23 protein-coding genes are annotated in these 20,581 nt (G+C 52.1%); 19 read left to right on the top strand and 4 right to left on the bottom strand.

Annotation, left to right across the window (positions count from 1 at the left end):
• Position 1: 1 nt before the first annotated feature.
• From VF709_RS01495 to VF709_RS01420, 16 genes are all read left to right on the top strand, one after another.
• A complete protein-coding gene (locus tag VF709_RS01495) occupies positions 2–451 on the top strand; it encodes a gp53 minor capsid family protein (RefSeq protein ID WP_440230745.1) in 450 nt (149 codons plus the stop codon).
• Positions 452–468: 17 nt separating this feature from the next.
• Positions 469–1,545: a major capsid protein gene (locus VF709_RS01490; protein WP_440230743.1), complete on the top strand. Its 1,077-nt coding sequence runs from the start codon at positions 469–471 to the stop codon at positions 1,543–1,545.
• Between the two features lie 9 nt (positions 1,546–1,554).
• Positions 1,555–1,848, top strand: coding sequence for a hypothetical protein (locus VF709_RS01485; protein ID WP_440230741.1), 294 nt, complete (start codon positions 1,555–1,557; stop codon positions 1,846–1,848).
• A gap of 62 nt (positions 1,849–1,910) precedes the next feature.
• Complete coding sequence (locus VF709_RS01480) at positions 1,911–2,312, top strand: DUF7370 family protein (protein WP_440230739.1); 402 nt, start codon at positions 1,911–1,913, stop codon at positions 2,310–2,312.
• The gene (locus VF709_RS01475; RefSeq protein WP_046619671.1) at positions 2,312–2,485 is read left to right on the top strand and encodes a hypothetical protein; all 174 of its coding nucleotides are present in this window, start codon (positions 2,312–2,314) and stop codon (positions 2,483–2,485) included. The genes VF709_RS01480 and VF709_RS01475 overlap by 1 nt, the downstream gene beginning before the upstream one ends.
• On the top strand, positions 2,485–2,835 hold the full coding sequence (locus VF709_RS01470; RefSeq protein ID WP_440230737.1) for a hypothetical protein: 351 nt from the start codon (positions 2,485–2,487) through the stop codon (positions 2,833–2,835). The genes VF709_RS01475 and VF709_RS01470 overlap by 1 nt, the downstream gene beginning before the upstream one ends.
• Before the next feature lie 166 nt (positions 2,836–3,001).
• Positions 3,002–3,466: an HK97 gp10 family phage protein gene (locus VF709_RS01465; RefSeq protein ID WP_440230735.1), complete on the top strand. Its 465-nt coding sequence runs from the start codon at positions 3,002–3,004 to the stop codon at positions 3,464–3,466.
• Positions 3,463–3,846 (top strand): phage tail termination protein, encoded by a 384-nt coding sequence (locus VF709_RS01460; RefSeq protein WP_032608745.1) that lies wholly within the window; start codon positions 3,463–3,465, stop codon positions 3,844–3,846. Before VF709_RS01465 ends, VF709_RS01460 begins: the two co-directional genes overlap by 4 nt.
• Before the next feature lie 62 nt (positions 3,847–3,908).
• On the top strand, positions 3,909–4,652 hold the full coding sequence (locus tag VF709_RS01455; RefSeq protein ID WP_440230732.1) for an Ig-like domain-containing protein: 744 nt from the start codon (positions 3,909–3,911) through the stop codon (positions 4,650–4,652).
• 57 nt (positions 4,653–4,709) lie between these two features.
• On the top strand, positions 4,710–5,381 hold the full coding sequence (locus VF709_RS01450; RefSeq protein ID WP_440230730.1) for a DUF6246 family protein: 672 nt from the start codon (positions 4,710–4,712) through the stop codon (positions 5,379–5,381).
• A gap of 12 nt (positions 5,382–5,393) precedes the next feature.
• Positions 5,394–8,321 (top strand): tail protein (tape measure), encoded by a 2,928-nt coding sequence (locus VF709_RS01445; protein WP_440230728.1) that lies wholly within the window; start codon positions 5,394–5,396, stop codon positions 8,319–8,321.
• Positions 8,321–8,818 (top strand): hypothetical protein, encoded by a 498-nt coding sequence (locus VF709_RS01440; protein ID WP_440230726.1) that lies wholly within the window; start codon positions 8,321–8,323, stop codon positions 8,816–8,818. Before VF709_RS01445 ends, VF709_RS01440 begins: the two co-directional genes overlap by 1 nt.
• Positions 8,818–9,288, top strand: coding sequence for a hypothetical protein (locus VF709_RS01435; protein WP_227160110.1), 471 nt, complete (start codon positions 8,818–8,820; stop codon positions 9,286–9,288). The genes VF709_RS01440 and VF709_RS01435 overlap by 1 nt, the downstream gene beginning before the upstream one ends.
• Positions 9,251–9,667, top strand: a complete 417-nt coding sequence (locus VF709_RS01430; protein ID WP_062728750.1) for an NlpC/P60 family protein — start codon at positions 9,251–9,253, stop codon at positions 9,665–9,667. The genes VF709_RS01435 and VF709_RS01430 overlap by 38 nt, the downstream gene beginning before the upstream one ends.
• Positions 9,654–12,131, top strand: a complete 2,478-nt coding sequence (locus tag VF709_RS01425; RefSeq protein WP_440230724.1) for a host specificity factor TipJ family phage tail protein — start codon at positions 9,654–9,656, stop codon at positions 12,129–12,131. Before VF709_RS01430 ends, VF709_RS01425 begins: the two co-directional genes overlap by 14 nt.
• Before the next feature lie 58 nt (positions 12,132–12,189).
• Positions 12,190–14,163, top strand: coding sequence for a hypothetical protein (locus VF709_RS01420; protein WP_440230721.1), 1,974 nt, complete (start codon positions 12,190–12,192; stop codon positions 14,161–14,163).
• Between the two features lie 39 nt (positions 14,164–14,202).
• On the opposite strand, the gene VF709_RS01415 is transcribed toward VF709_RS01420, so the two are convergent.
• Together VF709_RS01415 and VF709_RS01410 are read right to left on the bottom strand one after the other, a co-directional pair.
• Positions 14,203–15,216, bottom strand: coding sequence for an acyltransferase family protein (locus tag VF709_RS01415; RefSeq protein WP_440230719.1), 1,014 nt, complete (start codon positions 15,214–15,216; stop codon positions 14,203–14,205).
• Between the two features lie 305 nt (positions 15,217–15,521).
• Positions 15,522–15,668 carry a hypothetical protein gene (locus VF709_RS01410; protein WP_440230717.1) on the bottom strand — a complete coding sequence of 49 codons (147 nt, stop codon included), beginning with the start codon at positions 15,666–15,668 and terminating at the stop codon, positions 15,522–15,524.
• 221 nt (positions 15,669–15,889) lie between these two features.
• Between VF709_RS01410 and VF709_RS01405 the strand changes: the two genes are divergently transcribed.
• The 3 genes from VF709_RS01405 to VF709_RS01395 all read left to right on the top strand — a co-directional run bounded on the left by VF709_RS01405 (position 15,890) and on the right by VF709_RS01395 (position 18,339).
• On the top strand, positions 15,890–16,309 hold the full coding sequence (locus VF709_RS01405) for a translesion error-prone DNA polymerase V autoproteolytic subunit (protein WP_045909003.1): 420 nt from the start codon (positions 15,890–15,892) through the stop codon (positions 16,307–16,309).
• 2 nt (positions 16,310–16,311) lie between these two features.
• Complete coding sequence (locus tag VF709_RS01400; protein WP_440230715.1) at positions 16,312–17,580, top strand: Y-family DNA polymerase; 1,269 nt, start codon at positions 16,312–16,314, stop codon at positions 17,578–17,580.
• 84 nt (positions 17,581–17,664) lie between these two features.
• Positions 17,665–18,339, top strand: a complete 675-nt coding sequence (locus VF709_RS01395) for a hypothetical protein (RefSeq protein WP_440230713.1) — start codon at positions 17,665–17,667, stop codon at positions 18,337–18,339.
• 26 nt (positions 18,340–18,365) lie between these two features.
• Here VF709_RS01395 and VF709_RS01390 read toward each other — a convergent pair whose 3' ends face one another.
• Both VF709_RS01390 and VF709_RS01385 read right to left on the bottom strand, forming a co-directional pair.
• On the bottom strand, positions 18,366–19,043 hold the full coding sequence (locus tag VF709_RS01390; protein ID WP_440230711.1) for an SOS response-associated peptidase: 678 nt from the start codon (positions 19,041–19,043) through the stop codon (positions 18,366–18,368).
• Positions 19,044–19,559: 516 nt separating this feature from the next.
• On the bottom strand, positions 19,560–20,501 hold the full coding sequence (locus tag VF709_RS01385; protein ID WP_020690823.1) for a VirK/YbjX family protein: 942 nt from the start codon (positions 20,499–20,501) through the stop codon (positions 19,560–19,562).
• Positions 20,502–20,581: the final 80 nt, after the last annotated feature.

The following is a 20,581-nucleotide window of genomic DNA, read 5'->3' as shown; positions in this document are numbered from 1 at the left end:
AATGCCACGTTATCGTCGCGTTAATATCGACGGTCAGTCTATGTACAAGACCGAAACCCGCACTACGGCCGCCGCGCTGCTTCCCGGTACTGCGGCAACTATCAACTCATCCGATAAATTCGCTCAGGCCACCGCGCTAACCGGTCGCCTGTACATCATCGATGTTGGTTACCACCAGGGCCTGACCATCACTGAATCAATCCCTGCCGGTGATTCTGCTGTCGGCAACTACGTCGAAGAAGGTCGTGAGCTGGCGCTGCGCTGCCTGCCTGGTGCGTATAAGAAAGACAGTCCGATCAAGCTGGGTACTGCCGGTCAGTTTACCCTGGCAACCGATGATACTGATTCAGTGATCGGCTACAGCCAGGATGAATACACCATCGCGGCCAGCACCACTGACTTCATTCGCGTGCGTATGCGCGTTGGCACTGTCGCCGCAGCTGGCGCGTAACAAAAGGACAAACACATATGTACTTCTCTAAAGAGACGCTGGCGACTAACTCCCGCCTCGGCGGGCACTGGAGCGAACTGTGGGCAAACCGCAACATGTGGAACCTTCAGAACGATTCCATCATCGCGGCTAACCGCGCAATCATGACGCCTGACATGCTGGCATGTAACGCCGTTGGCGGTTTCTCCCGTGACTTCTGGGCTGAGATTGACAATCAGGTGCTGCAACTGCGCGATCAGGAAGTTGGCATGGAAATCGTGAACGACCTGATCGGCGTTCAGACCGTGCTGCCGGTCGGTAAAACCGCCAAGCTGTATAACGTGGTCGGCGACATCGCTGACGACGTGTCAGTAAGCATCGATGGTCAGGCGCCATTCTCCTTCGACCACACTGATTACGCGAGCGATGGCGACCCGATTCCGGTGTTCACTGCTGGCTACGGTGTTAACTGGCGTCATGCTGCTGGCCTTAACTCTGTAGGCATTGATCTGGTTCTGGATTCGCAGATGGCGAAGATGCGCAAGTTCAACCAGAAGCGCGTCAACTACTACCTGAACGGCGATTCAAAAATTCAGGTTCAGTCCTACCCGGCGCAGGGCATTAAGAACCACCGAAACACCAAGAAGATCAACCTCGGTTCCGGTGCTGGTGGCGCGAGCATCGACCTGACCACCGCTGACATGACTGCGATCTTCGCATTCTTCGGTAAAGGGGCATTCGGTACAACCGCGCGCACCAACAAAGTCGCCGCATACGATGTGATGTGGGTTTCCCCGGAAATCTGGGCAAACCTGGCGCAGCCGTACGTGGTGAATGGCGTTGTAAGCGGCACTGTATTGCAGGCGGTTCTGCCGTTCGCGCCAGTGAAAGAAATCCGCATGAGCTTCGCGCTGACCGGTAACGAGTTTATCGCGTACGTTCGTCGCCGTGACGTGATCTCTCCACTGGTGGGTATGGCTGTAGGCGTTGTTCCGCTGCCGCGCCCACTGCCTAACGTTAACTACAACTTCCAGATTATGTCTGCTGAAGGTCTGCAAATTACCGCAGACGATCAGGGCCTGTCTGGCGTTGTCTACGGCGCTAACCTGGCGTAAGGAAACAGCATGGCTAAATACGAAGTTTTGCGCCCATGGTTCGGCGTGAAGATTGGCGACGTGGTGGAGTTGAAAGAGCTTCACCCGGCGCTGAAGTCTAACGTCCGGCTGATGAAAGGCGAGGCTGGTGGTGAGCTGAAACCTGCGACACCTGATGCCGGTACCGGTGAGAAATCACGCAAAGAGGTTATCCAGGCTCGTCTGACTGAACTGGGTATCGAGTTTAAAGGCAATCTTGGCGCTGAAAAGCTCAGTGAGCTATTGCCGGATGGTGAGCTCGAAAAGCTTTTCCCTGCTGAATAACAGCCGCCGCTAAGGCGGTTTTTTTATGCCCCGCTCCGGCGGGGTATTTCACGGAGTCGATAATGGTAACTCTCGAACAGGCGAAGGAGTATCTGGAGAGCCAGGGAATTACCATTCCCGATTTTGTTCTTCAGGCTCTCGTCGACCAGGCAAACAGTATTCAGGAGTGTCTCGATGCACATTATCCTGCATCGACCTCGCTGTTGATTCAGCTCTATCTGCTGGCGCTTATGGGGCTCGGGCAGGGGGATAAATACATCTCCAGCCAAACGGCACCAAGCGGGTCGTCTCGCTCGTTCCGATACCAGTCTTTCACCGATCGCTGGAAAGCATCAGTGAACCTGCTGCGCGGGCTGGATAAGTACGGCTGCGCCACTGCCCTTATTCCTGCTGACCCTACCGCCGCCCCGGCATTCGCTGGTATCTGGATCGGGAAGGGTGGCTGCATGTGCGGGGATAAGTGATGAAGTACAAATCAGTGACAGAAGGCAAGCCGAAGCCACTCACCCGCGTATGGGTCGAAACCGACACCGGGCGGGAAACTACCGGCTACGTGAAATCGGACGGCGAGTGGCATATCAACTGTGCGCGCATCCGGGCGACTGGCGCAAAGGTGCTGCGCTGGAAGGAGGGCTGATGTCATCGGTAGCGAACTGGAGCTATACCGCCACTGCGACCATCTGGCGCAAGCTGGAAGGTAATGACGAATACGGCGATCCGCTGGGCTATGCCGAACCTGAGCAAATCCTCTGTGATTACGAAGGTGGGCTCAGCAAGAAGTTAGCCAGCCTGGGAGCTGAAATCGTCGTTAAGAACACTGTCTGGACTGAGTTCGCGCTGGCTGCTGCGGGTGATTACCTGCTGATTGGCGTGTCTACCGAACCCGACCCGGTTGTCGCCGGTGCCGACGAGGTGCGGCAGGTTATCCGCTATGCCGATACGTTCGAACGGCTGACTGATGATTACGCGATACTAACTGGCGTATGATTTCAACGGAGGTGCTCTGATGTGGATCAGCTTGACAGTTATAATTCTCGGTGTTGCAACTATCGCGATTTCCTCCAGAAGCATTTACGAGATGTGGCGATGGCTACGCGAGAATCAGAAAAACTAAGGTCGCTTAGGCGGCCTTTTTTATTGCCTGGAGAAAACCATGGGCATCAAAGTGAAGGGCATCAGCCAGGCGAAGAAGCACCTTAACGATGTCATCAACGACGTTAAGGGGCGCAAGGTAATCCGCGCCCTCCAGTCAGCGATGATTCTCATCGGTGCCCGGGCAGCCTATTACACCCCGATCGACACCTCTACCTTGGTTAACAGCCAGTTCCGTGAAATCGACGCTGGCGGGGTTCTCATTACTGGGCGCATCGGTTACTCAGCCAACTATGCCGCGTACGTTCATAAGGCGTCCGGAAAGCTGAAAGGCCAGCCGCGCGCGCACTTCGGCGTGACCAGTAACCGGTCTGAGTTCGGCCCGCAGAAACCGAAAGAATTCGGTGGCGGGACAGGAAAGGGCAACTACTGGGATCCGCATAGTGAGCCTCAATTCCTGACCAAAGGCGCGAATGACGAGCGCAATAACGTTGACGCGGTGATGCACAAGGAGCTTTCGTTATGACACCCATGATGCATGAGCGGGTGCGCAACATGTTCGGCGACGCCGGGCTAACGACCGGCTTCACGGTGCAGCAGCTGATGTACGACGACCCTGGAGACCTGTCGAAGGCGATCATGGTATTCAGGCCAAACGGCGGATCGAACATCCGTACTGACCTCGGTTCTGAATATCACGTCCTGGTCGACGTCGTAGGCGCAAAAGATAAGCGCAAGGACGCACTCAATGCCGTGCAGCGCATCGTCGATTACGTCCAGGCCAACCCCATGGCTGACGAGTGCGTCGGCTACATCCAGAACATGGGCGCAATTCCCGCGCCGGTGCTCACAGAAGAAGGGCGAATAGTCTTCCGACTCCAGTTCGCCTGCACTTACGGCGAATAGCCATCCCAACCAAATAACCCGCTCTGGCGGGTTTTCTTTTATACGTCAAAGAGGAGTTTCACATGGCTAATTGCCAGAACTCGAACGAGCGCCTTTTCGGCGGTGCGGTCGTGCTGGAAGTCGCCGATGGCTGCCCGGACGTCAAGCCACTTGAATCTGAGTGGAAGGCGCTGGCTGCTGGTACGTCGAAGGGCTTCGACTTCAACCCGAACTCGGTTACCTCTGATGCGGATGACGGCGGCGGCTATGTCGAGACCATCATCACCAACAGTGACTTCACCCTGAGCTTTGAAGGCGAAGTGCGCAAGAAGGACAAACTGGATCAGTACGGCGTTGGCAAGTTCATTAAGTATTTCGCTGACGAGCTGAAGGCCAAGCGCCAGCCTGGTATCTGGGTGCGCATGGACTACGGCCCGATTGAATTCATCGGCTACATGAACATTAACGCGTTGAGTTCTGATGGTGGCACCAACGACATCGTTACATTCTCAACCGAGTTCAAAGTCGGTGACGCGAGCACCATCGAAGTGAACGAAATCACTGCGGTTGCGGTGACTGGCGTGACGGTAACCCCGACAACCAGCACCGGCACGGCAGGCGGTACCAGCACCTTCACGGTGAACATCGCACCAACCGGCGCCACCAACAAAGACTTCACTGTAGCGACTACCGACGCGACCAAAGCAACGGCCACCGCCTCCGGCAACACCGTTACCGTGACGCGTGCTGCCACCGGCAGCGCGCAGATCATCATCAACACCGAAGATGGCAACTTTGTGGCCGTGCATACGGTTACCGTTACCTAACGGACATTCCAAAGGGCGGCGTGCTGCCCTTGATAATGACCGTTTACTGGAAGGCCTATGACCGCTTTAACCGATATTGGCGAACTTTCTATCAGCGACAGCCGAGAAGGCGGGAAAGACTACCTGCTCAGGCCATCATTCGAGGCAATGACCAGAATCGGCACTCCGGAAGAGATTGTGCGGGCCTATGCCACCATCCATGGGAATGATGTCGCTCAGCTGATAGAGGTTTGCGCTGGCACGCTGGGACGCTTTCCAGAATGGCTTTCTCCATCATTCAACCGCGCCGCTGAGAAGCTGCTATCAACGTGCATGCTTGTGCTGCAGGCGTGCTGCGATGACGATCTGACGCCAATGATAGGCGAGTGGAAGGGGTGGCGGCACTGCGTCGTATACCGGCCGGGCAGATTGCCAAAGAACGACATTATCGTGCTGGCGCAGCACCTCATGCAGCACGGCATCGTCGGAAAAGCCAAGGTTCGCCAGTTGCAGCGCCATGAAACAGGCGAGCGCACTACAGAGTTTAAAGCATTCGACTACATCAGCGCAGCTCGCAGCCACTTCGGCATGAACCGCGACGAAGCCTCTCAGTTAACGATGACCGAATTTCAGATGCTGCTGGCGGCTAAATACCCGGACCAGAAAGGCTTCACTCGTGAAGAGTACGACAGCATCGCCGACGAATACCTGGCTAAACAGGCCGCACGCAGGGCAAAAGCAAAGCAATAACCGGAGAATGACATGGCAGGTGAGAAGAACGCCGGTAGCATCGTTTATGAAATCAGCGCCGACGTTGAACCGTTGCTGCAGGGCGGGAAACAGGCCATTGATGCTCTGGATAAACTGGATGCTGCAGCCCAGCAGTCCGGCAAGGGAATGGATAACCTCGACCAGAGTACGTCTCAAACTGGATCCGCGTTTACTGAACTGGCCGGTTATGCCAACTCCATGGACAACCAGCTGCGCAAGCTGAACACCAACGTGAGCGGTATTGCCCGCGCTATGGAAGAGGCCCGCAGCGGCACAGGCGGCGCGAGCAGTGAATTCAGCCGAGCCGAATCCATCATCGAGGCGCTTGGCAACCAGCTGGCGGTGCTTGACGAGGCGCAGGAGAATGGCGCGCGCAGTGCCGCAGTCCTAGCTGCACAGTTGCGTGCAGGGTCGAAAGCCACCGACGAAGAAAAGCAAAAGATCGGCGAGCTTACTGGTCGCCTGTATGACATGAAGACTGGCGTTGAAAATGGCGCAAAGGGCACTGGCAACTGGAAAACCAGCATGCAGCAGGCCGGGTATCAGGTTCAGGACTTCATCGTACAGGTGCAGGGCGGACAGTCTGCGCTGGTGGCGTTCGCTCAACAGGGCTCGCAACTCGCTGGTGCATTCGGTCCTGGTGGTGCAGTCGTTGGCGCCATAATAGCGCTTAGCTCTGTGCTGGCTGGCGTGCTGATTACTTCGCTTAATGGCGGTAAGAACGCCATGGATGCGCTGAAAGACGCAGCTGAAGCGATGGATAAGGTGATCACCATTTCCTCGCAAGGCGTGGCTGCGCTTTCCGACAAGTATGCTGCCCTGGCGCGCGTAAATGCCGACGTGGCTACTTTGCTGCGAAATCAGGCGCTGCTCGAGTATAACCAGGCGATCTCAAAGATTCCGAAGGCCATTAGTGACGCGTCTGATGCTTTCATTACGTTAGGCGATCGCGCACTGGCGGCGGTTGGGGGCGCGTCTCCAAGCATCAAAAAATTCAACGATGAGCTTTCTGCGCTTGGCGTTACCACAAATGACTGGAGCCAGGCCATTCAACAGGCCAACAGTCAGGGTCAATATGCCTCTGGCATTGTGAGCTCTTTATCTTCAACGGTAAGCACGCTTTCTTCTCGCCTGGGCATCAGCAAGCAGTCAGCGTTTGATCTCGCAAGAGAATTATCAGATCTGAGCAATAACCCATCACCGGAAGCACTCCAGGAACTGGCGAAAAAACTCCAGGAAATGCAGTCCTCCTCCAAAGATGGGCAGTCAGCTATTGCTGAGCTTGCTGGTAAGCTTGTCGATCTTGCGAGAGAGGCGGCCAACGCGAAGATCAACGTAGACAGCCTCAATAAGTCCACGGATAACCTTACCGCCGGACAGAAGAACCTTATTAAGCAGTCAGAGCGCAACCTGGCGCTGTCGAAGCTACAGGGTGAGGCTCGAGCCCGTCTGCAGGCACAATACGCTGCCGAAGATGCCGGCTTTGCGAAGGATGATCCGCACGCCAAGCAGATGGAAGATGACGCTGCCGCTACGTACAAAAATACGCAGGCGCAGAAGACACTCCAGTCAGAGCAGAAGAAAGGCGCATCACAGTCCGAGTCTATTGCTCAGAAGCTAGCGAATCTGAAACAGCAATCAGAACTTGCAGCCGACTCAACTAATAAGTTGAGCCGCGAGCAGGCGATCCTGAATGCTCAGCAGTCTCTTGGAAAAGGAGCAACGAAAGAACAGCTGGCGCTGGCTGCTCAGTACGCCGCTACAAAATGGGATACGGCCAACGCACTCAAAGCGCAGGCTGCAGCCGAGAAACTGCTGCCAGAAGCGCGCGAAAACGCCAGCTATAAGCAGGATGTTGAGGATCTGAAAACCGCACTGGCTGCGAAGAAAATCAGTCAGGAGCAGTTCAATCAGACATCTGAACGACTGGAAGCAACCCACCAGGCCAACCTTGCGAAAATCCGTGCCGATCAGGCTGTAAGCCCGCAGCAGGAAGCTGCTGGCGGCGTGGACCCGGTGCAGCAACTGGCGAATGAAAATGCCCGTAAACTCGCGCTTATTCAGGCCTACGAGCAGCAGGGGATTATCACTCACCAGAACGCACTTATGCTGCGCGCTACTGCTGACAGAGAGTACGAGCAGGCTCGCATCGCTGCACAGTGGGAGATCTTCCGTAACCAGAGTGCAGGCAATGAAGCGCTGGCAGCTTCCTTTGATGCGCTGGCCGGTAATGCGTCAAATGCCTTAACCGGCATCATCACCGGGAGCATGTCGGCTTCTGATGCTCTACGCTCGATCGGCAATACCGTCCTGAACAGCCTTATTAACACCTTCGTGCAGATGGGTGTTGAGTGGGTGAAATCGGCCATCATGGGTCAGACGGCCACAACTGCAGCGGTTGCAGCATCTACCACGGCACAGGCGGCAGGCATTGCCACCACGACGGCGACGTCTACCGCGGCGGCGGCGGCCACAACTGCAGCATGGACTCCTGCGGCCATCATGTCATCCATCGCATCATTCGGTGGTGCGGTGGCGATCGGTATCGGTGCTATGGCTGGCATCCTGGCCTTGTCTGGTAAGCGTAAGAACGGCGGTCCAGTATCGGCTGGCGGAATGTATCAGGTCGGCGAAGGTGGCATGCCGGAGATTTACCAGGCCAGCACCGGTAAGCAGTACATGATACCGGGCGACAATGGCAGAGTGATCAGCAACAAGGAGATGACTGCTGGCGGAGGAGGGGTAGTTATCAACATCCAGAACTACACGTCATCGTCTGTTGATGCACAGGCTGGCACTGATGCAAATGGTGGGCTTACCGTTGATGTCATTGTTGCAGACCTGAACAACGGCGGGCCAATCAGTAGCGCTATTACCAGCAATATGAACGTTAAACGCACGCCAAGAGGGCAGGGCTGATGCCAATTATCGACTATCCCGACTGGCTGCCGCTGGCGCAGAAGGCCAGCAAAAACATGACGCTCGATACCGGGTTCCAGACCGATCAGCCAGCGGTCGGCCCGGCTATCTTCCAGAGCCTTACTGACGACCTGAAAGTGACCTGGTCACTGACGTGGATCTTCACTCTGGCTGAGGAGCGAGCATTCCAGCAGTGGCTGCGCAGCCCGAACTATCTCAACCGGGGTCTGAACTGGTTCCGGATGAATATCAATCTTGGCGGCAGTGGCCTGCAGCTGCAGGAGCTTCACTTCACGCAGATGCCAGTGCAAACCAGTATTGACGGCGGAGTGGTGACCTGGACTGGGACCGTTATCGCTAACCACCTCTACAACGCAGATGACGAGTTTGATGACGTTATTGTTGAACTACCGCCGCCGTGGGATTCGTGGCTGGATATCGTTGTCACGGGTTATCCGGACGGGCGTGATCCGGAAAGTCTTCCGAGGGTGCCATAATGCCGAGTTTCAGGGAGTATAAGCAGCAGCGCCCGACGCGCGGCCTGTACGACACCATCACGTTCTATCACCCATCATTTGGCTATGTCCGCCTTGTCGATAAACAGTTCTTCCCGAAGACGCTTGGCGGCCAGACGTACACGCCAGCGCGATTTGAAATCGAAGAGAGCCAGCAGAGCGGAACGCCGGTGATCGACGCGACCGTGAAGTTAGGGCGGCTATCGTCGGACGTCAAAGCGCTGATGAAGCAGTGGAAGGGTGCGGACAGGCTGACGGCTATCACGGCCACGCGGCAGATATTCGACAGTGGCGACGTGTCGGGGCCGATTAAGTCGTGGCAGTTATACGTAAAGACGGTGGATATCGACGCCGACGCTGCATCGGTAACCCTCTCCGTGACCAACCCGCTGAACAACAACATCGGACGGCTTTATGACCCTACGGAATACACCGGCCTGCAGTACCTCTGATTTTGTTAGGAAGTTGATCGGCGTGCCGTGGGCTAACCGTGCCTGTTCTTTCGAGAAAGTCGATTGCTGGGGGCTGGTGGTGCTGTATTACCGGCACGTTCTCGGCATTGAGCTGCACCAGACACCGGACTACGAAGCCGGGGCCGACTTCTTCACCTGCTATCAGGGTGATGTCGTTTTCTGGCGTCCGGTCGATAAGCCGGTCGAGGGTGGGATATTCGTCGGGTACCGCGGCGCACAACCGGCGCATGTTGGCCTGGTGCTGAACAGGCAGGCGCTGCACTCGCGTGGCGAGAACGGAAGCGTGCGCATGGACTCGTTGCTGGTCATTCAGCGAGCATTCACCAAAGTGGAGTATTTTTCTTATGGCGCTGGTTGAGATATCGAATTTTCCAGGAACGCCTAAGCTGCGTTGCAGGGTGCCAAACGGCACCCTTTTTTATGACTGGCTGGCGGCCAATGACGCTAATTTTCATCGTGATCTGCTGATCGTCCGCAATGGCGTTAAGCTGGGCGACGATGACGAGCTGGCGTTTGAGCTGAGTGAGCTGGACCACATCCAGATATTCGACCAGCCAAAGGGCATCGTTGAAGACATTCTGAGCCCGATATTTAAGGTGGTGGGACAGGTATTTTCGTTCCTGGCTCCGAAGCCGGCGATCGCTAATACCGGCGGCAACACGATTGACTCGCCAAACAATAGCCTGACCGGCCAGACGAATACTGCGCGCGTCTATAAAGCAAAACCGGACATTTACGGGCAAATCCGCTCGTTCCCGGACCTGATTCAGGAATCTTTGTTCGAATATGTGCGCCAGAGCGACACGGATGGCGGCCTGAAATACGTTACTGAATGGATGTGCATCGGGATCGGCAAATACGATTACGAATCTGTGCGTTATTCAGAGTCCAGCCTCGGAAGCATGGCCGGTGCAGAGTTTCAGTTTTACCAGCCGGGCGAAGTGATCCCCACCATCAACGAAGGCTACGGGTTCGACGACGTCGACGGGCAGGAAGTGCCTGGCCAAAACGAATCGGACAATTTCCCGATCGAGACAGCCACCGCCAATACGGTTGTGAGCGGAACTTACTCCGGCGGGCAGATTGCAGTAAAAATCATCAAGCAGGCTGAGTTTGATTACTTCATGGGCCTCGTCCTTCCGCATGCGGTTACATTCACGATAAACGTCACTTACAGCACCACGACGGGCAACGTGACGCAGGATGTCGATTTCTCCGGCACGCTGATATCTGCTGTCGAAACTAACGACGGCGCGGTTGTTAACCCGGTCCGGTGGTACACATTCACGATGGGGGATCTGATTGGCCCTCCTGACGTGCCGGCAACGGCGACAATCAACACGACGAAATTCATCCTCAACGATAACGAAGCGCTCGTGGTAGGCCCGTTCTTCTCGCCGGTCGAGTCTTCTCAGTTGTGGCTGCACACTCAGGTGCAACTGGGCGGCAAAAAGTCAGCCGACTGGAAGGTCACGATCTGGAAGATTGACGATGACTACAACCAGGTGCCGGGTACTCAGCAGACGTTCACGTATCACCAGGGGACGCCGCACAAATCATCCAGCGAAGTGTTTTATCGCACTGATAAGCTGACGCCGAACGGAGGTTTCGGCAAGTACGCCATTAACTTACAGCGCACAGATAACTCAAGTGATGCTTCTATCCTGAAGGTTGAGGAGATCCACTCGGTCAACGTCAGAACCAACGTAGTGCATCCAACCGATACGCTGGTGCGCGTGAAGGTAAGGGCGACAGAGAACGCCCTCGGAAGCCGTGACCGCAAATACAACGCCCTGGTGACGCGTCATACCATCACATACGACCTGGACACGCAGACGGTGGATTACACGCTGCGTCCTTCGCGTTCGTTCGCTGATGCAGTAGCACACACCTGGCTGATTATGGGTGGGCAGCCGGTCAGCAGCATTGACCTGTACGGCCTCTACTCTATTGCCGAGAGCCTACCTGACGAGCGTCTGGGTTACTTTGACTACACGTTTGACGACGAGAACGATTCTCTCGGCGACCGCGTGCAGACGATCTGCAATGCGGCGTCGGTGGTGGCGTACTGGGACGACGGCGTGCTGACGTTTACCCGTGATCAGAAAGTGGATTACCCGGCGGCCGTATTCAACCGGGCCAACATGAAGACGGACGAGTACAAAATGACGTACGAGGCCACGCTTCCTGGCGGCTACGACGGCGTACAGGTGTCCTACGTCCACCCGACCACGAACAATAAGACGTACATCAACTACCGCGTGCTGAACGGCGCCATCGTCGAGCAGGAAGCGGAAAACCCGAACAAGCTGGAGATAGTCGGCTTCCGTAACGAGTATCAGGCCCGGGAGCGCGCATTACGCGAAACCAAACGCCTGATCTACTCGCGCGTGAAGATGAACGCCAAAGTGTTTGAGGACGGCATTATCCAGGTCGGTAGCGTCATTCAGATGCCAGACATTTACGACAGTAACCAGCAGCAGGGTTACATCACCGGCCGCTCCGGGAATAACTTTGATACCAGCGAGCCGATCGCCTTTACCGGTTCAATGTACGTGCTGGTGACCGACAGTCTGGGTAACCCGACACTGCGTTATCCGGCCACCGCCCGCGGTGACACGAAGTACGGCTTCACCTCGGCAATACCCGACATTCAGCTGAATATATGGAACGGAGACACTGTGCAACTTCCGTCGCGCTATCTCATAGCGACGGTGGAGGAACTGGACAGTCAGCTATGGACGGTCAACAGCATCAAACCGAACACAGATAACACGGTATCTCTGACCGTCGCGGAATACAGCGACGCCATCTACCAATAAGAATCGTCCCCGACCAACCGAACCCGGCCACCGTGCCGGGTTTTTTTATGGAATCAATATGGCTACTACACCTACTCAGAATTCGGTTCCGAGCGAGTCCCCACGCGATTTGAAATTTAACGCCGGGAAAATCGATGAGTTTGTAACCTCTCTGGCTCTTCAGTACATCGACCGCTTTGGCATTGCTCATTACACGATTGAAGGCCTGAAACAGCTCGTATTAGAGCAAATTTATAGCCTTGGATGGAACCTGAAGGGCTCATTCCAGGCCGGGGGAACAGTTCAGAACCCTGGCGATCTGCTGCAAGATACATCAACCGGAATCTGGTATCGATGGGATGACCTCTCTTCGCTTCCAAAAACTGTACCAGCAGGATCAACGCCGTCATCTGCTGGTGGCACTGGCCCTGGGAAATGGCAGCCTGTCGATGTAGCTGATGTGCTAAGGAAAGATCTTGCTAAACCTTCTGGAGCGGGATTATCTGGTTATGATGCAACAGTTTCATATCCAGCTAATACTGTTGGTGCCGAATTAAATAATCGCAGGAAAAATATGGTGTTTGCGACAGCGGACGCCGGAATACCAAACAATGGCACTGAAGTGTCAGCTCAGGTAAGCGCATTTATAAACTCAAACAAAGGCAAAGTCATCGTTTTTGATTCTGGATATTACATGTTTGCCGGGGTTGTACTGAATGGTGGTGGATGGGATGGGACCACAATAATATTCAAAGGGTATCATCTTATGAGCCCTAATACGGATGGTTCAAATAACCTTGCCGGTAGCTGGAGCGGCCTTATCCTAGGAAGCAATGTCAACGATGTTACTCTTTATTATCGTGGTGATGGAAACAAAGCAAATCAGTATAATAGAGAGCATATCTTTAATGTTATCGTGCATGGAGCACAGAACATTAAGATCCCCTTCGCTGACATTAAAGAAATCCGAGGTGACGGGATCTACATCACCCGTGATGTCGTGAGCTATGTAAACGCAAAAAATTTGTATATTGGCTACGTCAATATCTATAACAGCACAAAAGATGGCCGAAATGGGGTATCCATTACCAGTTGCGATGGTGGTCATATCGATTACTTTCGCTCAGAAAATGTCGGAGGCATTGTTGAAGGGGTTCAGCAACCCGGTGGCCTTGATATAGAGCCAAATGCAGATCCTGGAAATACCTTCCTGGTTCGTGACTTTACCGTTGATTTTGCAGTTGCGATCAACGCAGGCAGTGTAGGCGTTGGATTGGTTGGTATGTCTGACCTAATGAGAATTAAGAACTGTCACATTAAACAAGCCTACGTTAAAACCATGGGTTCAATCCGCATGACTGGATGTCAGGACAGCTCTATAGTTGGGATGGCAGATACTGTTGGCACTGGAGCAGCCAGCATTATTCATTCAGCAGACCGGTGTTCTTTTGATATCAACGTAACAGGGGCTGGTTTTGCCGCTCAGGTTGGGATATTGGGTAACGTGAAAGATACCACAATCAAAATAAAAGGGAGCTCAATCTCTAACGCAGGGGTGCTCGTGGCTGCTGCTGAAAGATGTTCCTTTGATATTGATATCCCCAACTTTGATAAATCTGGAGGATCAGGTAACTATATAGGACTATGGTTCAGGAACCCAAATAACTATACATCTCCAGTCATTCGAGACTGCACGTTCAAATTAATATGCCCAGCAAGTTCTGGCGCAAACCAAGCTGTAAACTGGCTTAGCACCGACACAACACCAGTGACATTCGCCAACAGCAACAAACTTCTTTCTGATAGTAACTTTGTGGGTTATGCGAACTTCACATCTGTTGTTGGTAGCGCTGGTGATAAGATCACTAAAGAACCAGGGATTCCAGGTTTGACCAGTGTATCATCCATTCCAGCCAATGGTGCATTCAGGGCTGGAGATATTGTTTACAGCTCTTCTCCAGGAACATTAACATTTGGATGGATACGGTTGACAACTGGTGCATCTCACGTACTCGGGACTGACTGGGGAAGGCTAACTTACTCAAACACGTAATAAGTGTGGCCCGCACATTGGCGGGCCTCTCCTGCGACTTTAAATTGATTTATTGCTAAGAATATGTATTTTATTTTTAATTGCCTTCGAAGGTATTATTTCAACGTATTTATATGTTGAGAATGAATAAATCAAGCTTATGATAATGACTGGTATTGCCATCAACTCAAATCCATAATTGAAATCCTTGCAAATTATTACAGCGAGGCAGATAAAAATTTTATGCGACAAATAGAGGGTGTATGATGAGTCACCAAGTCTATCCATGAAGTCAATTTGTTTAAGGTTTTTATTCAAGCATATAGCGCTGAATACAATAAGGGCTGAAGGAATTCCACTCGTCAGGAATATATCTCCATTAACAAAGAGAAGAACGTAAAATGCAAGAATTAGAATTAATGTGCTTATGCTTTCGCTAATGTTGAAAATACTAATTTTTGTTAAGTATAATCTACCTATCATTACACCTAATGCAAATTCAAAAATACGTGTTGTTCCGTAAAACTCAGTTAGAGGTGACTTTGTAGCGAATAAGTTAATAACTACTAAAAATGCCAGGATAAAATAATGTAAATATTTAACGCCGAACACCAAAGAAATTGACATTATTAAATAGAATGCCATTTCAAAGTTCAGCGTCCATCCAACGATAAGTGTGGGGTAATAATTCATATCCGCTGGATTTCTGGCAGGAATGAAAAGCAGTGACTTTATAAAATGTGATAATTCAAAAGCGCTGGATGGATGTGTCCAAGGATAGTAAATTATGATTAATGCAAAAATCCCGGAGTACAACCAGTACGCAGGTGCTATTCTTGCAATTCGGTCTGATAAAAACTGAAGAGGTGATTTAGGTCGCTCAGATATTGATAAATAGATCACAAAACCGCTGATAACGAAGAAAATATCTACTCCAGATGAGAAACTCCCTGCAACCGCATTGTGCAACCAATCTGGAAGATACCCTCTGTTTATTAACATTGTTCTGTAGACATGATGCAGAAGAACCATCATGGCCGCGATTCCTCGCAGGTATTGCACAGACCTAATCATGTGATGTCTCAATCTCCTAAAAAGGATTGTGATGATAATACATAAATGTGTTTGATTCATAATACTTAAGTTTTTTCTATCCGAAAAATCCTGAAGTGTTCACATGCCGCGCAAAAAAATTTAAGTTACAGACATCCATTGCTGCTTTATACTGTGTATGCATACAGTTGTTTTGTGAGGTTCCTATGCCACGCTCAGCAGACATCAATATCGCCTTTGTTGCAGCCACTGAACCGCTTCTTCCTACATCTGCGAGCATTGTTGAAACGCATGGGTGCTATGATGTCATTGAGAACGCATCGGCATTAAAGTGCGGAGACACATTGCTCATCTGGTTTTGCGGCCGCCAGCAGCATGCGTACTGGGCCGGTGACGCGCTCATTACTGATGATGGTGAAGCCATTGAAGGCGAGGCGCTTGATGACGTTCGCCTGGTAGGTGTAGTTACGCATACCATTCACCCAGTTTCTTCAGATGAAAACCCCTTCATGTAGTATTCAAAATGAGCAGTTGAACCGCTCCCATCAAAAATTTACAAACACAACAAAACTAATTGCTATAGCCGCTTAGAAGCGAAGCGGCCAGGAAGTAGCCACACAGAAACGAACGGCCATCTTGATCAGTACCTCAGTTAAAACTACTGTATATAAAAACAGTATTCGAGGTAAGCATCATGGAGTTCTTCAGACCGGCAGAGTTACGCGAAATTATTGCTATCCCGCTTTTCAGTGACTTAGTGCAGTGTGGTTTCCCGAGTCCAGCTGCTGACTACGTTGAACAGCGCATCGATCTCAATGAGTTACTTGTCGCTCACCCGAGTTCGACATATTTCGTCAAAGCCGCGGGTGATTCTATGATCGAAGCCGGTATCAGCGACGGTGATCTGCTGGTAGTCGACAGCTCGCGCACTGCTGAGCACGGTGACATTGTTATCGCCGCTGTGGAAGGGGAGTTCACTGTTAAACGCCTGCAGCTGCGTCCGACCGTGCAACTCAATCCTATGAACAGCGCCTACAGCCCGATTGTTGTTGGCAGCGAAGACACGCTGGACGTTTTCGGCGTCGTGACTTTCATCGTGAAATCTGCGAGCTGAATATGTTTGCGCTCTGTGATGTGAATTCGTTCTATGCATCATGCGAGACTGTATTCAGGCCGGACCTGAGAGGGCGGCCGGTTGTCGTTCTCTCAAATAACGATGGCTGTGTAATCGCACGTAGCGCCGAGGCCAAGGCCGCTGGAATTACCATGGGTGAGCCGTTCTTCAAGCAAAAAGAGTTGTTCCGGCGCGCTGGTGTTGTTTGCTTCAGCAGTAACTACGAACTTTACGCTGATATGTCCAACCGTGTAATGACGACGCTCGAAGAAATGAGCCCCCGCGTCGAAATTTACAGTATCGACGAAGCTTTTTGCGACCTGACAGGTGTCCGCAACTGCCGGGACCTGACGGAGTTCGGCAAAGAGATCCGCGCTACCGTTCTGAAGCGTACGCACCTCACCGTTGGTGTTGGCATTGCCCAGACGAAGACACTGGCGAAGCTGGCCAACCACGCCGCGAAGAAATGGCAGCGGCAAACGGGCGGGGTAGTGGACCTGTCAAATATCGATCGCCAGCGCCGACTGCTTGCTCTGGTTCCGGTGGAGGACGTTTGGGGCGTCGGCAGGCGCATCAGCAAGAAGCTCAATGCCATGGGCATTAAAACTGCCCTCGACCTTTCGGAGCAGAGCACCTGGATTATCCGCAAACACTTCAACGTCGTGCTGGAAAGAACAGTACGCGAACTGCGCGGCGAGCCATGCCTCGATCTGGAGGAGTTTGCACCGGCAAAGCAGGAAATCGTCTGCAGTCGGTCATTCGGAGAGCGCGTCACAGAATATGAGCAGATGCGTCAGGCCATCTGCAGCTATGCGGCCCGTGGCGCTGAAAAACTACGTGGCGAGCACCAGTATTGCCGTTTTATATCTGCATTCGTGAAAACCTCCCCCTTTGCGCTAAATGAGCCGTATTACGGTAACAGCGCGTCAGTGAAGCTTCTTACCCCCACTCAGGATTCCCGCGACATCATCAACGCTGCGGTAAAGTGCCTGGACAAAATCTGGAAAGACGGACACCGGTACCAGAAAGCCGGAGTAATGCTGGGTGACTTCTTCAGCCAGGGCGTAGCCCAGCTAAACTTATTCGATGAAAACGCTCCGCGCGCAGGAAGTGACAGGCTGATGGAGGTACTCGATCACCTGAACGCTAAAGACGGAAAAGGTACGCTCTACTTTGCCGGGCAGGGCATTCAGCAGCAGTGGCAGATGAAGCGTGAAATGCTTTCTCCGCGTTATACAACAAGGATCTCGGATCTGCTGCGGGTAAAGTGATTCGCATGATATTTCATAAGGGCTATATGACATGAGCTACGTTGTACTGGTAAGATACAATAGTTCAATAAGGAAATAGCCAAAATGTTAAACTTAGTATTATTTTTAGTAGCATTATTACTTGTCATCGTGATTGTTAAGCTCCTTAAACCAGGGAAAATAGCTGCGAAGATTTTTGCAAGCATGATTATAGCAATATTGGTTTTATGTGGGGTAGGTTATAGCATATTGATATATAATGAGAACCAAGATAAGGCAGATTATATCGAGAAGTTAAAAGTCTATTCTTCGAAAATCGATGAATATGCAAAAACACACAGTTATACTGTTGGTGATATACTTGCAGATAAATCTGGTAAATTTGACGAAGAAACAAAAAATTATTTTAGATCTCAAGTAAAAGCGATTGAGCCTACTAAGAAGCTTACTATGATTGCTGATGTTGTAGCTTTCGCCAATAACTATCGTAGTGCAAATGGAATTAGCACCGGGCAAACATATAATGATTATTATTCAAGGGGGAAAACCACATTACATCTAAATGAGCCTTTGAAAGGTCAGGTAGATGTGGTGATTGTTTCCTATAATTACTTTATAGACTCCTGGGATGCTGTTAAACTTGTTGAAAATGGTATTTACGAAGGGTGGTTATTTAAAATTTATAATTTAGATGGCACCGAGACATATAGTTTGAAAAAAGGATGGTCTCCTTCAACTAGTCATGATTATGAGATGTTTGGTGATGCAAAGGGGCGTTGATTATTTTTATCAGTAAAATACTTTTCTTATGGTTTTAAAATTGGGTTTATCAGTTCTGGTGTTTGATTCTTAACATTCCCCACGGCGCGCGACACGGCGTGCCAGATAAACTTGTCGGCCGGCACGGCACCGTCGGCCGCTATCTCTTCAGCTTCTTTCCCGCCTATGTCCTGGCGCATCCACTCCCGGGCGGCTTCTGGCGACAAAACAAGTGGCCGACGGTCGTGAATATCTACCAGACCTTTATCCGCAGCCGATGTCACAATGAGAAAACCTTCCGCATCATCGCCGCGCTCAAACGGTGTGCTGCCGATCGCCGCCATAAAAATCGGCTGGCCGTCTGCTCGGTGAATGAAATATGGCTGCTTCTTGTCGCCTTCTTTTTTCCACTCGAACCATCCGTCGGCGAAGCATATCGCCCGGCCATGCTGCCAGAGAGGCTTGAACATCCTACTGGTGGCCGCCGTCTCGACCCGCGCGTTTATCAATGGTGCTTTATCCCACCACCCGGGTGCGTAACCCCAGAACACCGGGTCGAGATGCAGCTGCTCGTCGCGTTCACTCAGCAGCAGGACTTTTGTACCGGGCGCCACGTTGTACCGGCCAATAGGCTCAGGGTCGTATGCGATGTCGCGATCGGCTTCGTCGGCAAGGTAAGCCAGATATTCTTCACGGGTTTGGGCTTGTGCAAAACGTCCACACATAGAAACCTCCAGTCAGTCAGACTGAAAGTATAGGGCAGGGAGAAAAAGTAGCGCGCGCTGGTTAAGTCTTACAAACGGATTCGGGGCGATTATGCTGATGAGGATGAAATGCGTAAAGCAGCGTGTTGCGAAACTGGAAGGAGCTACGCAAAAGAGGGGATGTTTTTCGGATCGGAGCGATCCCGAAGTTCACTCGTCGCTCACTCGAAAAAGATAGCAACGGTTTGATCTTGAATGGATGTATTGGTAAGCATTGAAACCCGTATTTAACGGGTTTCTGACATGTAACAGTATGAATTATATCAAAAAGGGCTGGTTGTAGCGGAAACAGGAATCGTATTCGGTCTCTTTTTATCTGATTGAAAGTAGCGACAAAATCCACTTATCGACTCTCTCAGAAGGGACACTTCCAGTGAACCGCCTTCAACCATACCACACTACGGCAGGCGGAAGTCCAGCCCTTTTTGACGGTTTTGTTAAATTTTTGTATGTGGTTGGCAAAAGCAAGACGCAGGGTTAAAAGCGGGCGTTGATGGCCGTTTTAATTTCATCAAGCAGCTCAAAGCGGCGGCGATATTCTGCCCGTTTCTTACTGGCAATCTCGTCCAGGGATTTGCGCGCCATCTCAAGTGGTAACTGCCAGCAGAAGGTCGAGCGTTTCTTACCGTCCAGGGTTTCCCAAAACTCATCGTAGCTGGCGTGGAAATGACGGCCTTTGCTCAGGCGATAACGCAGCGCGCGGAAAACATGGCCCTCATCACTGACGGCATAAATGGCGCGGATGTTTGACTGTGCGACCAGCTGGAAAATCACTTCCATCAGTACGCGTTTTGGGAACAGACCGTGGCAGGCGCGGGTAGCCTGTTTTATCACATCGCGCGTGACGCCACGGCGAGGCCCCTGAAGACCGCCGATCACCAGTACCCGTTGTCCCGCGCTGTGCGCAACAGTGAAGGTCAGACTTGCGAGTAAGGTATTCTCGTCATCGCGCAGCCACAGTGTGCTTTCACCTTCGCGCTCGGCTTTGTGAGCGGAGGAGGCGTTGACGGTATAGAGCACCTCATTTTTAGCCCTGAACTGCACGACAGGTTGCTCCTGAGGGCTGGTCAGCGCATGGGCGAGTAAGGGGTCTTTCAGACCATCAATCCAGTGGTAGTGGCTGACGATCGCGTCAGCACGGTCGCCGGCATTCAGGCCGCGCATCAAGTACTGGCGGTGGGTTTTACTGGGTAACGTGATTTGCGCGGCCAGTAACCGATCGAAGTCATCCCGGCCAGAGAGTGCCTCAAGCATGCGTCGGGTAGAAGACCAGAACAGAAGCGAGCGTAACAGGAATTTCAGCCGATACTCACGCTTTTTCCAGATGGGGCCCGGAACGCATCTTCCGTTGACCAGGTCGGAAATAATATGTGTACGATGCGGATAGAGCACATCGTTATGCAGGTGAGTATTGGACACGTTGAAACCTCTCTTTTATTTAGCGCTTATTTTAAAGGCCCGATAAAAAGGGATTAATAGCGCGGGAAGGTTTATTTCCG

The organism is Enterobacter sp. Lyrl_3, from assembly GCF_051948675.1.
GTDB lineage: Bacteria > Pseudomonadota > Gammaproteobacteria > Enterobacterales > Enterobacteriaceae > Enterobacter > Enterobacter cloacae.
Note: the sequence above shows the minus strand (reverse complement) of the source record. Positions and strands in the feature narration are given on the sequence as shown.